This window comes from Sedimentibacter sp. B4 (assembly GCF_000309315.1).
GTDB lineage: Bacteria > Bacillota > Clostridia > Tissierellales > Sedimentibacteraceae > Sedimentibacter > Sedimentibacter saalensis.
The window spans coordinates 58,758-80,489 of sequence record NZ_CANG01000937.1 but is presented as its reverse complement, the minus strand read 5'-3'; the positions used below and the strand labels follow the sequence as shown (position 1 = coordinate 80,489).

Genomic DNA, 21,732 nt, shown 5'->3' with positions numbered 1-21,732 from the left:
AGAAACAATGACTGATTATATTATTAGAAAGTTTATAAAGGATTATTACAATGTAAAGGACTCAGGCGTGAGGCAGACGTATGGAACTGTAAGCAGCATAGTTGGAATTGTCGTCAATGTTTTGTTGAGCCTTAGTAAAATTGCTGTAGGAACAATTTTCAACAGCATCTCTGTAATGGCAGACGGCGTGAACAATCTGTCAGATGCAGGTTCAAATGTAATATCCCTCATTGGATTTAAAATATCCGGCAAGCCAGCAGACAAGGATCACCCCTTCGGGCACGCCAGAATAGAGTATCTTACGGGGCTTGTACTAGGTATTGTAATTCTATTAGTTGGAATAGAACTTTTAAAGTCGTCCTTCAACAAAATTCTCAATCCTGAAAAAACAATATATTCCCTTGCCATGATTATTGTTCTTTTCATTTCAGTAGCAGGGAAACTTTGGCTCAGCAGATTTTATTTTAATGTTGGAGTAAAAATAAATTCAACAACAATAAAGGCAGCATCCATGGATTCAAGAAATGACGTCTTTGCCACATCGGCAGTTCTTGCATCTGCACTGATATCATTGTTTACAGGCTTCGAAATAGACGGATACATGGGGATTTTAGTTGCTTTGTTCATTTTGTATTCAGGGATAGGAATATTAAAGGACATATTAGATCCTCTCCTTGGAGAAATGCCTGATGTTGAGCTTATAAGCATGCTTGAGAAAAAAATATTGTCTTATGAAGGAATTTTGAACATACATGACCTGGTGGTTCACAATTACGGACCCAACAGGTATTTTGCAACAGTGCATGCAGAAGTTGATGCAAAGGAAGATATACTCAAGTCCCATGACCTCATTGACAACATTGAAAGAGACATTTCAAAGGAATGCGACGTCAACCTTGTAATACATCTGGACCCCATAATAACAAATGATCCTGAAATTAACAAACTTAGGTGCAGCACGGGTAAAATAATCAGAGCAATAGATGAAAAGCTCACCATGCACGATTTCAGGGTTGTTAAGGGAGAAACTCACACAAATTTAATATTTGATGTGCTGATTCCTGTGGATTACGATATGCAGCCTTCTGAGCTGGTTAAAATTATTGAAAAGGCAGTGAAGAAAGAAAATGAAAGATATTTTGCAGTAGTGACCATAGATAAAAATTACGTTTCTACATACATGAACAATCCATATTTGAAATGATATTGACAAGGAAATATAATACTTGAATTTACAAAACAAGAGTTGAGCTCAGGCTCAACTCTCTTTATGTTCTATATCTTATCTTTTTCCGCTGCAGCCAAGTACGTCTCTCATTTTGTGAGCTACCATGTCTTTAATTGCAACTCTTCCTGGTCCTAAGTACTTTCTAGGGTCAAACTCTGCAGGATTTTCAACAAGCACTTGTCTTATGCATGCTGTCATGGCAAGTCTTAAGTCAGTATCTATGTTTATTTTGCAAACTCCCATCTGTGAAGCACGTCTCAGCATTTCTTCAGGCACTCCTGCAGCTCCAGGAATCGCACCGCCGAATTTGTTGCAAAGATCAACAAATTCTTTTGGAACTGATGATGAACCGTGAAGAACTAACGGGAAGTTCGGCAGAAGTTTTTCAATAGTTTCAAGTCTTGCAAAGTCAAGGCTTGGGTCTCCCTTGAACTTGTAAGCTCCGTGGCTTGTGCCTATGGCAATAGCAAGAGAGTCAACACCTGTTCTCTCAACAAATTCCCTTGCCTGGTCAGGGTCTGTATATGTGGCATCTTTTGCGTTTACCTTTACAGCATCTTCAACACCTGCCAGCTTTCCAAGTTCTGCTTCAACAACAACACCTTTGCTGTGAGCATATTCAACGACTTTTTTAGTCAATGCTATATTTTCTTCAAAAGAATATTTTGAACCGTCAATCATAACAGATGTAAATCCGTCATCAACACACTGCTTGCATATTTCAAAATCTTCGCCGTGGTCTAAGTGAAGGCAAATGTCTATTCCTGAGTCTTCTATTGCTGCCTCAACCAGCTTTCTTAAATAAATTGGATTTGCATACTTCCTGGCTCCTGCGGAAACCTGGAGAATCACTGGTGCATTTTCCTGTTTAGCGGCATCCACAATACCCTGAATAATTTCCATATTATTTACATTGAAGGCTCCAACAGCATAATGGCCTTCATAAGCTTTTTTGAACATTTCCTTTGATGTTACAAGAGACATTTTATTTCCTCCTAAATATTAATAATTGAAATGTGTTATACTATATATTCAAATTATACTATAGTCAAGGGTAAAAAACATCAACTATTTTGTAAATTTTATTTAAATATTGTGAACAAAATCCAAAATGAACATAAAATGAGAAATATTAAGAAAATTAAAGCAATCTAAAGAAATAATGTTAATAATCTCTTTAAATTAGTTTAATAATCGAAAATTATGCTAAATGGCACTTGATAACGAAACAACAATTGGTTATTATATAGATTGTAAGTGTTAGCACTCTACGACATTGAGTGCTAACAATCAAATGGATAAATAATTACATTAAATAAAATAGGAGGAACAAATTATGACAGTTAAACCATTAGGCGAAAGAGTAGTAATTAAAATGGTAGAAGCAGAAGAAAAAACTAAAAGCGGCATCGTGCTGCCAGGAACTGCAAAAGAAAAACCACAAGTAGCAGAAGTTCTTGCTGTAGGAGCAGGAATCACAGCTGATGAAAAGAAAAAAGATGAAATAAAGGTTGGAGACAAAGTAATTTTCTCCAAATTTGCGGGAACTGAAGTTAAAGTTGACGGAGAAGAATTGATAATAATCAAATTATCTGATGTTTTAGCAGTTATAGAATAATATAAGGAGAGGTATGGAAAATGGCAAAAATAATAAAATTTGACGAAGATGCACGCCGTTCAATGGAAAGAGGCGTAAATGCTTTAGCAGATACAGTAAAAGTAACATTAGGACCTAAAGGAAGAAACGTAGTTCTTCAAAAATCATTCGGTTCACCTGTTATTACAAATGACGGTGTTACAATAGCAAGAGAAATCGAACTTGCTGATCCGTTTGAAAACATGGGAGCTCAGCTGGTAAAAGAAGTTGCAACAAAGACAAATGACGTTGCAGGTGATGGTACTACTACAGCAACTCTTCTTGCTCAGGCTATTATAAGAGAAGGTTTGAAGAACGTTGCAGCAGGCGCTAACCCTATGATACTTAAAAGAGGAATTCAGGCAGCAGTGGAAGCAGCAGTAGCTGAACTTAAAAGCACAACAAAGAAAGTTGAAACTTCAGAAGAAATCGCTCAAATTGCTTCAATTTCAGCCGGAGACGAAGAAATAGGAAAATTGATTTCTGAGGCTATGGACAAAGTTGGAAAAGACGGCGTTATCACTGTTGAAGAATCCAAGACTATGGGAACTGACCTTACAGTAGTTGAAGGTATGCAGTTCGACAGAGGATACTTATCAGCATACATGGTTACAAACACAGAAAAAATGGAAGCAGTTATGGATAATCCATACATTCTTATAACTGACAAGAAAATCTCCAACATACAGGAAATTCTTCCTATATTGGAACAAATAGTTCAGTCAGGCAGATCACTTGTAATCATAGCTGAAGACATTGAAGGTGAAGCACTTACAACACTAATACTCAACAAGTTAAGAGGAACATTTAACTGTGTTGCAGTAAAAGCACCTGGATTTGGCGACAGAAGAAAAGAAATGTTAAGAGACATTGCAATTCTTACAGGCGGCCAGGTAATAACTGAAGAATTAGGATATGAACTAAAAGACACAACTATTGACATGCTTGGTAATGCAGCAACAGTTAAAATAGATAAGGAAAACACAATAATAGTTCACGGAGCAGGCTCACAGGAAGAAATCGCTGAAAGAGCAAAACAAATCAAATCTCAATATGAAGAATCAACTTCTGAATTTGACAGAGAAAAACTTCAGGAAAGACTTGCTAAATTAACAGGCGGCGTTGCAGTTATCAATGTAGGTGCAGCAACAGAAACTGAAATGAAAGACAAGAAATTGAGAATTGAAGATGCTTTGAATGCTACAAGAGCAGCTGTTGAAGAAGGCCTTGTATCAGGAGGAGGCGTTGCTCTTCTGGCTACAACTAAAGTTGTTTCTGAAGTTGCAGCAGGCTTGACAGGAGACGCTAAAACAGGTGCAAAAATAATTGAAAAAGCCCTGGAAGAACCGGTTAGACAAATTGCAGCAAATGCTGGCCTTGAAGGAAGCGTAATTGTTGAAAAAATCAAAAACAGCGCTAAAGGAATCGGCTTTGACGCTTTGAACGAAAAATATGTAAACATGATTGAAGCTGGTATAGTTGACCCAACTAAAGTTACAAGATCAGCTCTTCAAAATGCAGCAAGCGTAGCTTCAATGCTGTTGACAACAGAAGCAGCTGTAGCTGACGAACCAAAAAAAGATGAACCAGCAATGCCTCCAATGGGTGGCGGAATGCCGGGAATGATGTAATAACAATTTAAGTTATAGTATTGAATATGTTGACTAAGTGATAAAACCGTCCAGCTTTAGCTGGACGGTTTTTTTATGACTGTTATAGAGAACTGAAATTATTTAGGACGGAACAGCCTACAGCTTTAACAGTGACGGAAACATCAAGAAAATAGAGAACTTAAATGGCGAATCATATACATTCACATATACCGGAGATAAGCTGTCAACAGTAACAAACCCTGCAGGAGAATTCATATTTACATGGAGCGGTGATCACATTTCAGCAGTAACAGATAGCACGGGAAGGACAATTACATACACCTATGACGGAGATAACCTTGAAAAAAGCATGAACCCTGACGGAGACAGCCTCATATACGCATACACACCCGAAGGATACATGACAAGCATAACAGATTTCAACGGAACAAAGTACATTGAAAACACATATGACGACCAGGCAAGAGTCATAACTCAATATGTGAAAGAACAGGGAACAGCATGTTTCACATACGACATTCTGGCAAGAAAAAATACCGTAACGAGAGACAATGGCTATGAGCTGTACATCATATACGACGAGCTGGGAAGAATCATAGAAGAAACAGACAGTTACGGAACAAAACTCATAGAATATAACGAGCTTCACCAGAGAGTGTCGGAAACCGATAAAAACGGGAACAAAACAACATACCAACACGATGACAGAGGAAACATAAGTGAAATAAAATATCCTGACGGAAGCCTGGAGAAATTCAGCTATAATGTGAATAACCAGCTCATAAGATACACTGACGGCGAGGGAGCACAAACTACCTACAAATACGATACTAACGGCAACATAAGCTCCGTAACGGACGGAAACGGCAATATAAAATATTTTGAATATGATGAAAACAACAACCTTATTTCATCAACGGATGCCCTGGGTAACATCACAACTTATAATTATGATGAAGCAGGAAACCGTACTAGCGCCACAGATGCCTTAGGCAACACCACAAACTACACCTATGATGAAATAGGGCGAATCCTTTCACAGAAACTGCCTGACGGAGCAACAACATACTACGAGTATACATCAGCAGGAAAATTAGTGAAAGTAACTGACCCTTCAGGTAACGTAAAAGAATACACCGTTGACGGAAACGGCTTTAATCTTACAGAGAGCGATTGGATGGGTAATATAACAGCATATACATACGACGCTATGAGTAATATTACTTCCATCACCGATCCTTTAGGCAATGTTACAACCTATGAATATGATACAGACGGTAACCTTAATATTACAACAAATGCCAACGGTGCAGCGACCATGTATACCTACGACGCAGGTGGACGTATGACATCAATGACCAATGCAGTTGGTGCCACATGGCGTTACACATACGATGCCAACGGAAATCTTTTGACTACTACCGATCCTATGGGTGGTGTGATTGACAATGGTTACGACAGTATGCAAAGAACAATGTCCAATATTGATGCCAACGGCAATGAGACAAAATATTACTATGACGGTGTCGGTAATCAGACCAAGGTGATAGATGCAATGAATCAGAGCACCATTCGTAATTATGATGCCAACGGCAACCTGATTTCAGAACGTGACAGAAACGGAAGCATAACCACGTATATATATGATGCAAACAACAGTCTGACCAGTTCTACAAATGCACTAAACAGTAAAACCACTTACGTTTACGACAGCGTTGGAAATCTTGAAAGTATCACATCACCAGCCGGAAACACTGAATCATATATCTATGACAACAGGTATAACAATACAGGTATAACCAACTCAAGAGGCTTTGTTACAAACAACAGCTATGATGAACTTGGAAGGCTTACCTCTGTTACACATGCAGACGGAAGAGTTGTAAGCTACAGCTATGACTCCAACGGGGCTATCACAAGCATTACTGACGAATTAGGCGGTGTTACTACATATACATATGACAGCAATCGCCGAATTCTTTCAACCACAGATCCAAACGGAGGAATCACATCCCAGGCCTATGATGCTATGGGCAATGTTCTTACAAGAACAGATTCAATGGGATATGTTACAACATACACATATACTAAAAATAATGAAATTTCCTCAATAACCGATGCAGAAGGAAATACAACACAATATTCATACGACCTGATGGGAAGACTATCAGAAACCACGACTCCCGAAGGCAACACATCAAGGACAGTATATGATAAAAACGGAAATATCACCGAGATAATCAATGCAGACGGTAAATCCTACACTTATAGGTATGACAGCCTTGACAGGTTAATTTCTTCAACAGACTGGAACGGAAATCTTCGTACCTATGATTATGATGCCGAAGGAAATACAACGGGAGCCATCGACCCTCTGGGATATACTTCATCACAGTCCTATGACGCATTAGGACAGCTAATTAAAGACACAGACAGAAACGGCAACGTGCGTGAATACACTTATGATGCAGACGGCAATATGACTTCCTGCACAGACCCAATGGGAGGAATTACTCGATATACCTATGACCAAGACGGTAATCGACTAACTGAGATTACACCGCTGGGGCTAAGCGCAGCCAATACCTATGATTCTATGGACCGTATCTCAAGCACTACCGATCCAATGGGTCATGTAGTTACATTCTTCTACGATGCAAAGGGTCAGCTCATAGGCATGACAAACAAAGACGGCACCAGTGTTGCATATACCTTCGATTCAAATGGCAACAACATTACCGTTACCGATGAAGAAGGCTATGTCGTAACATACACCTACGATTCCAACAACCGCATGACAGAATTGAAAAACGCCAGAGGCTACACCACTATGTTCGAATATGACAAAGTGGGCAATCTGATCAAGACCACCAATGCCCTTGGCGGTGAAAGCAGCTTGGTTTACGACAGAGACGGAAACCTGATTTCCGAAACAAACACCGACGGAGCTACAACCACATACACTTACGACGTGCTGGGACGTGTTGCATCAATAACAGACCCAAAGGGTGCCGTAACAACCACCGAATATGATGGTAATGGCAATGTTGTGAAAATCATCCAAGCAGACGGACACAGCATCTCGTACACATATGATGCAGCTGACAGGCTTATTTCATACGTGGATGCTGCTGGCTATACTTACAGCTTCACTTATGACGGTAATGGAAATAAACTTTCTGAGACCGATGGTAACGGAAACACAACCTACTATACCTATGACGGACTTGACCGATTGGTGAGCAAAACAGATGCTGAAGGCGGAGTATCCTCCAAGACCTACGATGCAGACGGACGTCTCATCAAGGTCATCAACGAAGAAGGTGCACAAACACATTATATTTATGACGATTGTGGCAAAATAGTTAAAATGACAGATGCACTGGGCAATGCAACCCTATACACCTATGATGAAATGGACCGTGTCCTCACCGTTACAGATGCACGTGGAGGCGTGACTTCTTATACTTACACTGACCGTGGTGATGTGGCGACTGAAACTAATGCCGAAGGTTATACCGTATCCTATGAGTACGACGGCAGACACAACATGGTTAAGAAGACAACAGTTGATGGCTCTACCACTTATGTATACGATGCCTTAGACCGCCTCATTTCCATCACTACTCCTGACGGAAAAACAGAGACATTTGAATATAACGGAGAAGGAAAGATAATAAGCAGTACTGACAAGGGCGGTCATAAGACTAGATATATACTTGACGCTAACGGAAATATTATTGAAACAATAGATGCTATGGGAAACAGCGCCTTGTTTGAATATGATTCAATGAACAATTTAATAAAGACATCAATGCACCACATAGATACACAGGACAATGTGAACGAATGGGAAATCACTTTGTACGAGTTTGACGGCAGAGGACTTGTGACAAAGGAAGTAAATGCACTGGGATCAGTTACAACCTATGTATACGACGGTAACGGAAATCTTAAAACAAAGACAGACGCCGACGGAAAAGTGACTGCATATGCCTATAATGGTCTTGATATGATTACCTCTATCAACTATAATGGAGGAAAAGAGGTATCCTACCGATACAATAAGGTAGGAGATCTGGTGGAAATGAACGACTGGGTAGGCAGGACATCCTTCGAGGTTGATTTATTAAACCGCATTACCAGGACTACCGACACAAAAGGAAAGGTTGTTGAATACAACTACGACGAAACAGGCAACCAGACCTTAGTCAAGTATCCTGACAACACCACTGCTGCCAAGACTTATGACCTTTTGGGCAACTTGAAGTCAGTAACAGAAACCGATGGACGTACAACCCGCTATACCTACGATGGCATGAACCGTATTTCTAAGATGGAATACCCACACGGCTGGGTTGAAGATTATCAGTACGACTCCGTAGGCCAGCTTTTGAAGGTAACTGATACAGACCCATCAAACAATGACATGAAGCAGCAGAAGCATGCCTATACCTACGATTACTGCGGCAATATGACATATGAATACATGCGTGGAAATGGTACAGGAGAGGCAACAGTTGAAAACACCTACACATATGACGCATTGCACCGCATAACATCAGCACACGAGAACTACGGCAACAAGACACGAACATATCAGTATGATTCTTTGGGTAACCTGACTTATGAAACCGAGCTTGGAAATAAGTCCATAGACTACAAATTTAATAATCTGAACCAGATTACCAAAAAGACCGAAGACGGATGGATGTCCCAGAGCGATTTTACCTACAACAGGCGCGGTAACCTCATTCAGGAAACCTACACCAAGAACAGTAAGATTTCCGTCACCGGAGAGTATACCTACGACGAGACAAACAAAATGGCTCTTGGCGTAAATGAGCTGGGAGAAAGCAGCGCATACCTTTATAATGGTTTAGGAGCCCTTGTTGAAAATACATGGGTCATTAAAAAGAATGCCTACGGCTACCATGACGTATCTGCTCTGACAAACATGGTAGCGGGAGAGGTCGTTGTAGACTCACAGACAGGCAAGAAGGACAAAAAGGATAAGCTTGCTCCGGAGGTAGTAGCAGCCAGCCCTGAGCTTAACAAGACATCCACGGTTGTAAAGCAGTTTGTTGTGGACTACACCAGCGACACCTTCGAACCACTGATGGAGTATGAATTAAACAGTCTTGAATACCGATACGTCTACGGAAATGACAGATTGAGTGTCAACATCACTGGCGTAGATACCAGCGCGGGCAACCTAATTGAAAATGTCAACCAAATAAGGCTGTACTACCACATGGATTACCTGGGTACGGCAGACTATCTGACAAGTCCAATGACCGGCAAAGTAGAAAGCTGGACTCACTACAACGAATGGGGAGAAATCACCCACAATGCAGTACTGAAGTGCGGACAGCGAGAGCTTGACATGGTGAAGCGTTATGCGACACATGACTATGACAGCGTGCTTAGTATGTACTATGCCAAAGCCAGGTTCTATGATGCGCAAAACAGAAGGTTTGATTCAATTGATCCAATTTTAGACGGAAGTAAATATGACATTACAGATTATGTGAAAAATCCTGTACAGTTTGTTCAGTATCTGTATGTTGAGAATAATCCTGTTGTATATGTTGATATTACAGGTAGATTTTTAACTGGTACTGTACTTAAGGATCGTGCATATGGTACAGATATATTTATGTTAAATAAGTATTTGTTGGATAATGGATATGAACGTTATTATACGCATTTTACAATTGACGATCTTAATCATTATACAAGTAGTACAGATATAGCAGTTAAAGCGTTTCAGAAAAATAACGGACTCAAAGAAACAGGAAATGTTGACAGAAAAACATGGGAAAAGATGGGGTTCAGCATAAATAAAACACTTGAAGAAGAATTTTGGACAGGACGTAAGGGAACAAATACGCTTAATATTGTGGTATCTGGAAATGATATAGTAATAAATTATGCACCTAAAATTTATATTTCTGAGGATGTAACAAAAGAAAGAAAAATATATCGTCAAGGAGGATACCACATTGTTTATACTAAATGTGAAAAACCGGTTGATGAGACCACATATAACAATTATGTAAAACGCGTAGTAGATGGTTTGAAATATTGGGGTAAAGGAAATATCAGCATTCAAGGTGTTTCTGGGAATGTTTCAATAAAAGTTTCCCCAACTAGGACTCTCAGAAAATCAGAAGCAGATATAAAGCTAAATATTAGCAAAGAAGGAAGAGGATTAGCATTAGGGGCTGCTTGGTGGTCGACAGAGTGGACGACAAGCTATGAGATACCGTTAGGATGGGAAGGATACAGAGAACCTAAAAAAGGTGGTGTAGATAACGTAGCTATGGTTAATGCACATGAATTTGGACATGTCTTAGGATTATTTGATGCCTACGGATATATCTGGACGCCGGAAGCCCCAGATACTAAAGCACCAGAACATGGCATCATGCGCAGTGTTTACAATGAACATCCAAAAGTTACCGACACAGATATCGAAATGTTGTTGTATTCATGGTATACAAACAGTCTTCAGGGATACGTGGATGGAATACTTGCACCTGAATCACAGGCTTTTTTTCATTAGTTTTTAAGGAGTTTGATTTATGAGCAAAAATAAAAAAATAACCTTAGGCTTAGCAATTACGGTTATTGTATATATTGGTATCTTATTATACACGCATTCTCCATATTACATTTTGGAGCACAGTGCAAAACCATATATTACTGAAGCTGAGCAATTTTTCACCCAGAATTTAGGGCAGCTCCGAACACTTGTTGAAATGGCAAGGGATACGGACGAAGACATTTATTATTCATTTAGTTCCACAGTATTCAATACACCCAATATTCCTACTGATATTGAGGAAGTTTTATTTGAATTGGCAAAGAACACTGAGAAAGATTATGCTGTTAGAATATTTAGTGGAAACGTCAAAATCTTTATTGCAAACGAGACATACCTTCAAGTAGATTTAACACATTCCGTCCCGCCATATAGAGAACTATACAAATATGAACGTAGATATGATTTCGGAGATGGTTGGATTTTGTATACACTTTATGTTTTACGTGGATGATGTAATTTCGGTAAGTTTAAGGATGTACAGCAAATACTATAAGGCATGAGATATGGGTATAAAAAGGTGCGGGGTATACGCCAAGAGCAAGACTTGGGAACGCTTCAGCCGTCTTGACGTTAATAACTATTAAAAAATTGATTATAATAGCACATTGACGGGGTTACTGACATAAGTGTAAATATTGGCTTATGAACCTGTCATAGTGCTATTATAGTGCATATTCAATCAGTATGATTCTTTAAGCAATCTGGACTATGAAACAGAGAGGGTAACAAGTCCATAGACTACAAATTTAATAACCTGAACCAGATTACCAAAAAGTCTGAGGACGGATGGAATACACAGAGTGATTTCACATACGATAGGCGCGGTAACCTCATTCAGGAAACATATACCAAGAACAGTAAGATTTCCGTCACCGGAGAGTATACCTACGACGAGACAAACAAAATGGTGCTTGGGGTAAATGAGCTGGGAGAAAGCAGCGCATATCTGTACAACGGTCTGGGTGCCCTTGTTGAAAATACATGGGTCATTAAAAAGAATGCTTACGGCTACCATGACGTATCTGCTCTGACAAACATGGTAGCGGGAGAGGTCGTTGTAGACCCACAGACAGGCAAGAAGGACAAAAAGGATAAGCTTGCTCCGGAGGTAGTAGCAGCCAGCCCTGAACTTAACAAGACCTCCACTGTTGTAAAGCAGTTTGTTGTGGACTACACCAGCGATACCTTCGAACCTCTGATGGAGTACGAAGTAAACAGTCTTGAATACCGCTACATCTACGGCAATGACAGACTAAGTGTCAACATCACCGGCGTGGATACAAGTGCGGGCAACCTAATTGAGAAGGTCAACCAGATAAGGCTGTACTATCACATGGACTATCTAGGCACGGCAGATTACCTGACAAGTCCAATGACCGGAAAAGTAGAAGGCTGGACTCACTACAACGAATGGGGAGAAATTACCCACAACGCAGTATTAAAGTGCGGACAGCGAGAACTTGACATGGTGAAGAGGTATGCTACTCATGATTATGACAGCGTGCTTAGTATGTACTATGCAAAAGCAAGGTTCTATGATGCGCAAAACAGAAGGTTTGATTCAACTGATCAGATCTTGGATGGCAGTGTCTATGACATTACAGACTATGCTAAAGACCCTGTTCAGCTTATACAGTATCTGTATGTAAAAAATAATCCGGTTATTTATATAGACCCAGATGGACTACGTCCTGTAATAGATGACTTAGATCCATATGGAGCATATTCAAAAAGACAAGAAAAAATAGAGACAGAAAAGAGTTTTGATTATCGGTATTATCGACAAGAACATAAAGATATGTTTATTGAGGGAATTGTATCGTCAGCACCTGCACCTGTACATGGATTAGATTTGTCCCAGGTCAGAGATTATAATAATTACATTAAAAAATGTGATAAGGGGACGGATTATACTAAACCAACCATTTTAGCGATAGATACTGGAGATAAGAATGTTGATATTGCATATACAATATGGTGGGACAATCGCCCAATAGAAGAGTTTGAAGGAGACCCTCGATATACTGCAATGACTGTTGCTGCATTTCAAAACAAGTTAATGCGTATGTCATCTAAAGGCATTGATGTAAGCAAACTTTCAGTTGCTGAGCTAAATAAACTATTTGGTGAAGAGATGAATTCTCAAGCTGAAGGAACAATGGCTATGTTTGGTGCTGCAGTAGCTATAACAAAGAATGCTTTGGGAGTAAGTAATCAATTAAATAAAATTAAGGGTGGGAGCGATGCACTTCAAACACTGTCCAGACAAAGCGTAGACGATAAATTAACAAGATATTTGTTGAATGCTGATCACCCTGTTGGAGGTAGTAAAGCGAAATGGTTTAAAGAGGCTTTAGGATATACGCAAAGTAACATGGATGATTTAGCTAAACAGATTGTATTTGATCCGACCAAGGCAGTACAAACAGGAGTTACAGAATACGGAACTAAATTCAATCAATCAATTTCAATCACCGGAGCAAACGGTAAAGTAATAGACGTTACTTTTGCATGGATGAAAAGCGCAGAAGATGATGTTGTAAGATTGGTTACGTCAATACCAACAAAAAAATAAGCATATTGGAGGAGCCAATGTTAAAAGAATATGATGTTGTTAGAGCTAAAAGCGACTTAAATCCACTAATCCCCAGAGGGACAAAAGGTGCTGTAATGCTTATACTTCACGAAAATCCTAATAAATATGAGGTCGAATTTGTTGATGAAAACGGAGAAACACTTGAACTATTGACAGTTGGTGATGACGACCTTGAATTGGTTGAAAACTAATGTGACCACAGGAATGACAACCTATAGAAAACGGTAGTTTAGCGGTTAATTCGGAAAGCCGACCACTTATCTGACGCGCAAATGACCATTTCGACCACGTCATAAGCATCTTACAACCGTCGGCACTGCCGGCGGTTGTGCTTTGTCGCAGGTGCAAGGCGACCACGTGGCTTTATCCTGCACAGTAATAATATTCTGAGCAGGCAGTGGTTTTAACCTTAAAAGGCGAAGTGTGACATTGGGGGACGGGGTTGTTGTCATCATTCTCGATATCAAGGGGACGGAGTTGCCACAATCTGTGAATTTCTAGTTTTTTAGAGAGATGAATGGAAATGAAATAAAGGTTAGTAGCATTCCAGTTGAATGTTACTAACCTCATTGTATTGCGTCCATATTTAAATAACGTGAAATACTTTTCCTTTATAAACTTTGTCCTTGTTATATTATCAATTATTTGTTACAATTTTGTAAATAGAAAATTTCAAAGGAGCAGCTTTCACAGATGGCTAAAATAATTTCAATTTCAAACCAAAAGGGCGGAGTAGGGAAGACCACAACAACAGGAGCTATTGCAGCCGGATACAAAAGCCAAGGTTACAGAGTGCTGTGTGTCGATCTTGACCCGCAATCTAACTTGAGTTTCAGTTCGGGGGCTGAAACTGAAGATTGTCCCACAATTTATGAAATATTGAAGGGTGAGGCAAAAATAACATTTTCAATTCAAAAGTTGCCTTCTTATGATGTCATATCCTCCAATATTTTATTGAGCGGAATCGAGTTGGAGTTTACACAGACAGGAAGGGAATTTTTGCTTAAGGAACAATTGAGTGCAGTCAAGGACAAGTATGACTACATATTTATAGATACTCCTCCTGCTTTGAGTATTTTGACAGTAAATGCATTTACAGCATCAGATTACATTATCATTCCCATGTTGGCGGATATTTTCAGTCTCCAGGGAATCGCCCAGCTTTCAGAAACAATTGAAAGAGTTAAAAAGTACTGCAATCCAAATCTAAAGGTTGAAGGAATTGTTCTAACAAAATTCAATCCAAGGACAATTCTGAGCAGGGAAATAAAAGGAACGGCCGAACTTATAGCACAACAGCTTGACACCAGTATTTTTAAATCAACAATAAGATCCAGTGTTTCCATAATGGAAGCACAGACGAACCAGCAGGATATATTTAACTATTCTCCTAAAAATCCTGCAACCATGGATTATATGGATCTGGTAAAGGAACTTATTGAAAGAGGGATATAACGCATGGCGAAAATTAAGAAAACATTTGACAGAGAATTGATGTACAAAAAAATTATGCCTACTAATTTAAAGAAGGAAGAAGAGCAGGAGGAAGGCGAAGATGCACCTTCGGCTGAAAAAATATATCCTGCGGAAAAAACTGTACCCATGGAAACATCAATTTTTCAAAACAAGGAAATTAATGTTAAAAAGGAAGAAAAAAACGACGTTATTTTATACAATGTCATGGAAAAACTTGTATTGAACAAGCTGGATGCAACTCTTAAAAAAATGAACTGCTGCAGGTGCGACCGCTGCAAGGAAGATATTATAGCTATTGCTTTGAATAATTTAAAACCAATGTACATTGTTGCAAACAAGGATAACATAAACCAGAAAATCCATGAGCTGGGTGACATAGGAAGCGAAGTAACAACTGAAGTAATAAAGGCAGTTCTCACCGTTAGAAAAAATCCCAGACATTAATTTTATATTTCTTCTTAAATTTTATCATTTTGTGACGATATCATATAAGAAATAACAGTATATTATATGAGGTGATCACATGCAGGATAAAATAAACACCATTGATGAAATCAATTTAGACGAAGACACATTGAAGAATAAATATCTTACTTTTTATACAGAACATCAGCTGTTTGGAATTCCAATCGCTGATGTTGTTCAAATTGTGGGAGTACAGGAAATTACAAGGGTTCCTGAGTTTCCAGACTACGCCAAGGGAGTAATAAATTTAAGAGGAACTATTATTCCTATAATTGACGTAAGGTTGAGGCTTAAAAAGGAAGAAAAGCAATATGACGAAAGAACATGTATAATAGTAACAAGCATCAACGGTTCGTATATTGGATTCATTGTTGATTCTGTGGATGAAGTTGCTAAAATTAGCGAAGCTAACATATCAAATCCTCCTAAAATGGGTTCTGATTATACCAGCACATACATAACTGGAATTGCAAAATTGGAAAATAAAATTGTATTGCTGATGAATCTGAAAAAAATGCTCAATGAAAAAGAAATTGAATTGATAACCAACCTGGATTAAATCTGCTATAGAAGGAGAAAAATATGTACGAAGAAGCTCAAGAAGAATTTGAAGAAATTGAATTTCCATGGCTTGTTTTTAAAATAAAGGAAAATCTATACACTGTGAACAGCAGGACAATAACCTCAATTGTCATGCTGCCTGAAAAGGTAACAAAAGTTCCAAATGTGCCAAACTACATGCTTGGTCTCATTCACTTAAGAGGAAACGTGATTCCACTTACTGATTTAAGACTTTTGTTCAACATGAAATCAATTACAGAAGAATATGAAGATTTCATAAAAATGATTGATGACAGAAAAGCTGACCATACAAACTGGGTAAATGAACTTGAACGTTCAGTATCTCATGATGAGGAATTCAAGCTTACTACAGACGCTCATCAATGTACATTCGGCAAGTGGTATGATAATTTTACAACTGACATAGAGGCTGTAAACTTTCATCTTAAAAAAATCGATGAACCACATAAAAAAATACACCAGGCAGCAATTGATGTACACAACTGCACACATGACTGCAACAACTGCGACAGGGAAAAATGCCTGAAGGACGTGTTTAAAGAAACAAAAGAAAAAAACATGCCGTATATGTTGGGGCTATTGGATGAAATGAAGGAAATTTTCAAGCTCCACTACAAGGAAATGGTCATAGTGTTCGAAGATGACAATTCATTCATGGGAATTCTAGTGGATGAAGTTTTGTCTGTTGAAAATATAACTCCTTATGAAGAAACAGAAGAAATACGAAAAATGTGTAGGGAAGGTTTTGTAAAGGGAGTAGCAAAGGGACATAAAAATAATGATGTACTACTAATACTTGACGAAGAGAAAATTATGAACCTGGCATAAGTTGAAAAAATTACTAAATTTTCTCAAAAATATGACGATTATATATGTGTAAAAAATAAAAGAGGTATTATATGAAAATCCAAAACATTAACAATTTTATGGGCTACAATAAAAGCACAAAATCTACAAAAAGCGAAGAAATCGTAAAAGCAAAAAATTACGATGTTATTGACATTAAAAAAACTTCCGTAAACAAAGACAGCAAAATTGAAAATGTCAAGAAAAATGTTGTTTCACAAATAGAAGCTGAAACTCAGGCTGAAAAGATTCAAAAGATAAAAGAAAGTATCGACAACAAGACATACAAGATTGATGTGGATGAAATTGTCAAAAAACTATTGAAATAAGAGGATAGTATGAAAACATTGTATGAAATACTCAGGGAAAGTGCAGAGCTTTATAGTAATTTTTTGGAGTTGGAATATAAAAAATACGAATTCATAATCAAAGACGATACGTTATCTTTGGATGAAACAGTAGCAGAAGAACAGGCTTTTTATATGAAAATGAGAGGCCTTGAGCAAAAAAGAATAGCATACATTGAAAAAATGGGCATGAAAGATAAAACTCTTGCGGAAATTATAGAGCTGTCGGGTGATGATGATAAAGCAATTCTCAAGGAAGCATATGACGAATTGAACAGGCTTATAACTGAAGTTAAGAAAATAAGCGATTTGTGCAAGCTTGTTATTGAAGTGAGACTTCGCAGAATAGACAGGGCAATGAGCAAGCTGGGGCAAAAAGAAAATACATATTCAAATGAAGATGTAAAGAACAACAATACTAAAAGCTTTTTGCTCTCTAAAAAAATTTAAGGAGAATCATATGCTAAGATCAACATTTTTAGGATATAAGACAGCTACCAGTGCCTTGACGGTAAGTCAAAACCAGATGGATGTAGTGGGGCAGAACATTTCTAATGTAAATACAAAAGGATATACAAGGCAGCGTGTTGACATAAATTCAGTTTCATTCAGAACAAACAACCTAAAATACGGACCTGCAGGTGTCGTAATAGGGCAGGGAGTTGAAGCATCCGGAGTAAGCCAATACAGAGATTCTTTTCTTGACTTGAGATATAGAACCGAATCATCAAAGGCAGGAAGTCAGGAAGTTCAATTGAGTGCTTTAAGCGATTTAGAAGCAGTCTTTGATGAAATTACAACTGATGGGCTTGATGCTCAATTTTCTGATCTTTTGGAACAGCTTCATTCATTGACGTCATCTCCTTCAGACCCGGTGCTGGAGGGAGTTGTAAGGACGTCTGCAGAAATGCTCACACAAATGTTCAACAACTATTCAGCTCAGATACAAACAATCAAAGATCAGCAGCAGACATATCTTAAAGACGGAGCAATTGAAAAAGTAAACCAGCTGCTGGACAACATAGCAGAACTCAACAGCCAGATAAAAGCAGACAATGTAAGCGGCAATCCAGCATTGGAGCTTAATGATAAAAGAAATACCCTCATTGATGAACTTTCAAGTTACCTGGACATTGAAACGGAAGTGGTCCCTCTAGATATTGGGGGAGGTAAAAAAATCGATGAACTTGTAATTAAGCTGAAATTGTCTGATAACAACATGGTAAATATTGTAGACAGAGATAAATATGCTGAATTTTCATCAGCTTTGGACAGCGCAAGCAGCGACGTGAAAGTTGAACTGACAAAAAACATAGACAACAGCTATACTAACACAGATTTAACCGATTTAATTGATAAGGGGCAAATTGGCGGTTATATTAAATTTTTAAACGGCAAGGGTGATTTTGCAGATAAAACTGATGTGGATTCACAAACCAAGGGCGTTCAGTACTACCAAAAAATGCTGGACACTGTGGCTAACAAGTTTGCAGCGGAAATGAATTTATTAAACGAAGCAGATAAGCCACTGTTTGATAAAAGAAGCGGAACTGAAATTACAGCTGGAAACATTAAGATATCAGATGCTTGGGCTGATTCAACAAATTCATATATAAATAACACTACAGTCGTTACTGCTGGAGACAATGCAGGGGCTACAGATAATATACTGAGAATGATAGCAAAATTTCAGGAAAAAATGGATTTTACTACTGATACTGGCAAGGCTCTGTTTAAAGGTTCATTCCAGGAATTTCTTTCATTTACAACCACAAGGCTTAATCTTCAGGTGTCTGATGTCGAGACAGCTTATGAAACATATTCAGAAACACAGTTTCAAATTGAGTATTCAAGAAGCAGTCTGTCTTCAGTTGATTTGAACGAAGAAGGCGTAAATCTTCTGACATACAGCAAATCATACAATGCAGCAGCAAGGCTTATGACAACAATAGATGAAATGCTGGATACATTAATTAACCAAATGGCTAGGTAGGCGGTGAAATTATGAGAATAACTACAAACATGATGTCTAACAAATATATAAAAAACCTGAATAAATCTGCAAATGAGATGAATTATTTAAATGAAAAGGTAACAACAGGCAGAAAATTTTTTAAGGGTTCAGAGGACCCTGTAAGCGCAATAAAGGCATACAAGCTTAGACGTGAATACAGAAGCACTGAAATGTATGACACAAACATAAAGGATGTTGATTCATTCCTTACATCAGCAGAAACAAACCTTACTGAAATAAGCGATAATCTGGAGACAGTGTATAAATCTTATTTAAAAGGTATAAACGGGACAATGGGTTCAGACGATAGGGAAATAATTGCCAAGGAACTTGACAACCTGCAGAAATCCATGCTTGCATCTTTGAACGGAAAATTCAGTGACAGGTATGTTTTTGGGGGAACCAGCAAAGATGAGCTTCCATTTACTCTTAATGCAAACGGCGAACTTCTTTACAAAGGAGTAAATGTGAATTCAAACGATGCAGCATTAGAACAATTGTCCAAGGAAGTAATAAACATCGATCTTGGACTTGGAATGACATTTAATGGTGGAAATCTTAATCAGGACACTGTATTTAACATTTCCATGTCAGGAATAAGTTTCATGGGATACGGAGAGGCTGTAGATGAAAACGGCAGTCCTAAGCTTGATTCCGAAGGTAATCCTGTTCCTAACAATCTTTACACATTGGTTGGAAAAATGAAGGATGTTTTAAGAAGCGATGATTATTCCATGGAAAAGATTTCTCCATTCATAGGAGAATTTGAAGACCAAAAAAATCAAGTGTTGGTAAGCATAACAGATATTGGATCAAAAACAAATTATTTGGATTTCCTTAAACTTAGAAATGAAGACAATCAATATAATTTAAATGAAAAGCTTGTAGAAGTTGAAGAAGTGGATAACGCAGAAGCAATTGTTGATTTTACAATGCAAGAATATTCATACAATGCTGCCTTGTCAATGGGAAATAAAATTCTTCAAAACAGTTTTATTGATTTCATGAAATAATAAAGGAGTGAAATTATGATTGAACCTCTTATAGAAATTAAGACCATTCCCATGTCCATGGAATTTAAAATTAATAAGGCACGATATGAAATAATCAATACAAATGCTACCTTTGAGATGACCAGGGATAAGGGCGGAGTGCAAATGCATATGAAGCCCACAAGGCTTAATATTGACACTGTTGAAGCAAGGTATTCAGCAGGAATAAAAAGTGCAATGCGTTCTGTAGAAGACTTCGCACAAGAAGGTATACAGGCAGCATACAAGGCTACGGCCAGATATGCTGAAGAAGGAAACTTAATGCTTGATATAAATTTCATGGATAATCCAATTCCTGAAATTGCCATGAGAAGATTTTTCAGCGATGTTGATTTTAATATTGGATTTGCTCCGAGCACCGGACCTGATATTTCATGGGAACCTGGAGAACTTTCAATTAATTTTGAAATGGATAAACTTAATTTTGACTGGAATGTAGAAAGACCGCAAATAAACTTCATTCCGGGAAGTATAGAGTTCATAATAAACGAATATCCAAGGGTAGAAATAAATTATGTTGGCACCCCAATTTTTGTTCCACCAAGTTCGAATCCTTATAATAAGGCGATAGACACAAGAGCATGAGGTAAAAAATGAATATAAAAACTAGAGATTTTGGATATATTGCCGTAAATGAAGAAGATGAAATCACATTTACATGTGGAATGTATGGTTTTGAAGAATATAAGAAATATGTCATATTGAAAGACTCACCGGAAGATGATGTTATGTATCTTCAGTCTCTTGAAAATAATGATTTATCTTTTGTGTTGATTGATCCATATGCTGTTGCCACAGGTTTTGATCCTTCAGTTAATGAAGAAGACTTGAAAGATTTAGAAACAGTCAGTGAATCTGAATTAAGGTTTTTGGTTATTGCAATTATAAAAGAAGAAATTAAGGACTCTGTTGTGAATTTAAAAAGTCCGATTGCATTAAACCCAAAAACAAGAAAAGCTAAACAAGTTATTTTGCAGAATTCCTATCCTCTCAGATACAACATATTACAAGAGGGGGATTCCATATGTTAGTAATAAAAAGAAAAGAATCGGAATCCATACTGATCGGGGATGACATTGAGATAATAATTTCTGAAATTTCTCAGGATAAGGTTAAAATAGCAATCAATGCACCCAAGGACATTAAAATAACAAGAAAAGAACTGGCTGAAACATGTGAATTTAATATTAACGCTTCGGAACAAATAAGTAAAAGTAGCTTAAATAATATTAAGTTAAGTTTAAAAAACACAGACAAAAAGTAGAAA

19 protein-coding genes are annotated in these 21,732 nt (G+C 37.9%); 18 read left to right on the top strand and 1 reads right to left on the bottom strand.

Features of this window, described 5'->3' with window-relative positions:
* Positions 1–7: 7 nt before the first annotated feature.
* Positions 8–1,204, top strand: a complete 1,197-nt coding sequence (locus tag BN358_RS17130) for a cation diffusion facilitator family transporter (RefSeq protein ID WP_019229758.1) — start codon at positions 8–10, stop codon at positions 1,202–1,204.
* Positions 1,205–1,282: 78 nt separating this feature from the next.
* On the opposite strand, the gene fba is transcribed toward BN358_RS17130, so the two are convergent.
* On the bottom strand, positions 1,283–2,212 hold the full coding sequence (fba, locus tag BN358_RS17125) for a class II fructose-1,6-bisphosphate aldolase (RefSeq protein WP_019229757.1): 930 nt from the start codon (positions 2,210–2,212) through the stop codon (positions 1,283–1,285).
* Positions 2,213–2,564: 352 nt separating this feature from the next.
* On the opposite strand from fba, the gene groES reads away from it, so the two are divergent.
* The 17 genes from groES to BN358_RS17040 all read left to right on the top strand — a co-directional run bounded on the left by groES (position 2,565) and on the right by BN358_RS17040 (position 21,729).
* The gene (gene groES / locus BN358_RS17120; protein WP_019229756.1) at positions 2,565–2,846 is read left to right on the top strand and encodes a co-chaperone GroES; all 282 of its coding nucleotides are present in this window, start codon (positions 2,565–2,567) and stop codon (positions 2,844–2,846) included.
* Between the two features lie 20 nt (positions 2,847–2,866).
* Complete coding sequence (groL, locus tag BN358_RS17115; protein ID WP_019229755.1) at positions 2,867–4,495, top strand: chaperonin GroEL; 1,629 nt, start codon at positions 2,867–2,869, stop codon at positions 4,493–4,495.
* Positions 4,496–4,877: 382 nt separating this feature from the next.
* Positions 4,878–11,045 carry a peptidoglycan-binding protein gene (locus BN358_RS25720; RefSeq protein ID WP_232233362.1) on the top strand — a complete coding sequence of 2,056 codons (6,168 nt, stop codon included), beginning with the start codon at positions 4,878–4,880 and terminating at the stop codon, positions 11,043–11,045.
* A gap of 19 nt (positions 11,046–11,064) precedes the next feature.
* Positions 11,065–11,538, top strand: a complete 474-nt coding sequence (locus tag BN358_RS17105; protein ID WP_019229753.1) for a hypothetical protein — start codon at positions 11,065–11,067, stop codon at positions 11,536–11,538.
* Positions 11,539–11,991: 453 nt separating this feature from the next.
* Positions 11,992–13,662 (top strand): DUF6883 domain-containing protein, encoded by a 1,671-nt coding sequence (locus BN358_RS17100; protein WP_019229752.1) that lies wholly within the window; start codon positions 11,992–11,994, stop codon positions 13,660–13,662.
* A gap of 17 nt (positions 13,663–13,679) precedes the next feature.
* Positions 13,680–13,874 carry a DUF4926 domain-containing protein gene (locus tag BN358_RS17095; RefSeq protein ID WP_019229751.1) on the top strand — a complete coding sequence of 65 codons (195 nt, stop codon included), beginning with the start codon at positions 13,680–13,682 and terminating at the stop codon, positions 13,872–13,874.
* 502 nt (positions 13,875–14,376) lie between these two features.
* The gene (locus BN358_RS17090) at positions 14,377–15,138 is read left to right on the top strand and encodes a ParA family protein (protein WP_019229750.1); all 762 of its coding nucleotides are present in this window, start codon (positions 14,377–14,379) and stop codon (positions 15,136–15,138) included.
* 3 nt (positions 15,139–15,141) lie between these two features.
* Positions 15,142–15,603, top strand: a complete 462-nt coding sequence (locus tag BN358_RS17085) for a late competence development ComFB family protein (protein WP_019229749.1) — start codon at positions 15,142–15,144, stop codon at positions 15,601–15,603.
* Positions 15,604–15,682: 79 nt separating this feature from the next.
* The gene (locus BN358_RS17080) at positions 15,683–16,183 is read left to right on the top strand and encodes a chemotaxis protein CheW (RefSeq protein ID WP_019229748.1); all 501 of its coding nucleotides are present in this window, start codon (positions 15,683–15,685) and stop codon (positions 16,181–16,183) included.
* A 23-nt stretch (positions 16,184–16,206) separates the two neighbouring features.
* Complete coding sequence (locus BN358_RS17075; RefSeq protein ID WP_019229747.1) at positions 16,207–17,034, top strand: chemotaxis protein CheW; 828 nt, start codon at positions 16,207–16,209, stop codon at positions 17,032–17,034.
* A 71-nt stretch (positions 17,035–17,105) separates the two neighbouring features.
* Entirely contained in the window at positions 17,106–17,381 is a 276-nt protein-coding gene (locus BN358_RS17070) for a flagellar biosynthesis anti-sigma factor FlgM (RefSeq protein WP_019229746.1), read from the top strand.
* A gap of 9 nt (positions 17,382–17,390) precedes the next feature.
* Positions 17,391–17,849, top strand: coding sequence for a flagellar protein FlgN (locus tag BN358_RS17065; RefSeq protein ID WP_019229745.1), 459 nt, complete (start codon positions 17,391–17,393; stop codon positions 17,847–17,849).
* A gap of 10 nt (positions 17,850–17,859) precedes the next feature.
* Positions 17,860–19,392 (top strand): flagellar hook-associated protein FlgK, encoded by a 1,533-nt coding sequence (gene flgK, locus BN358_RS17060; protein ID WP_019229744.1) that lies wholly within the window; start codon positions 17,860–17,862, stop codon positions 19,390–19,392.
* 11 nt (positions 19,393–19,403) lie between these two features.
* Positions 19,404–20,426 carry a flagellar hook-associated protein FlgL gene (flgL, locus tag BN358_RS17055; protein WP_019229743.1) on the top strand — a complete coding sequence of 341 codons (1,023 nt, stop codon included), beginning with the start codon at positions 19,404–19,406 and terminating at the stop codon, positions 20,424–20,426.
* Positions 20,427–20,441: 15 nt separating this feature from the next.
* Positions 20,442–21,050 (top strand): DUF6470 family protein, encoded by a 609-nt coding sequence (locus BN358_RS17050; RefSeq protein ID WP_019229742.1) that lies wholly within the window; start codon positions 20,442–20,444, stop codon positions 21,048–21,050.
* An 8-nt stretch (positions 21,051–21,058) separates the two neighbouring features.
* Positions 21,059–21,496, top strand: a complete 438-nt coding sequence (gene fliW, locus BN358_RS17045) for a flagellar assembly protein FliW (RefSeq protein WP_019229741.1) — start codon at positions 21,059–21,061, stop codon at positions 21,494–21,496.
* Positions 21,490–21,729: a carbon storage regulator gene (locus tag BN358_RS17040; RefSeq protein WP_019229740.1), complete on the top strand. Its 240-nt coding sequence runs from the start codon at positions 21,490–21,492 to the stop codon at positions 21,727–21,729. The genes fliW and BN358_RS17040 overlap by 7 nt, the downstream gene beginning before the upstream one ends.
* Positions 21,730–21,732: the final 3 nt, after the last annotated feature.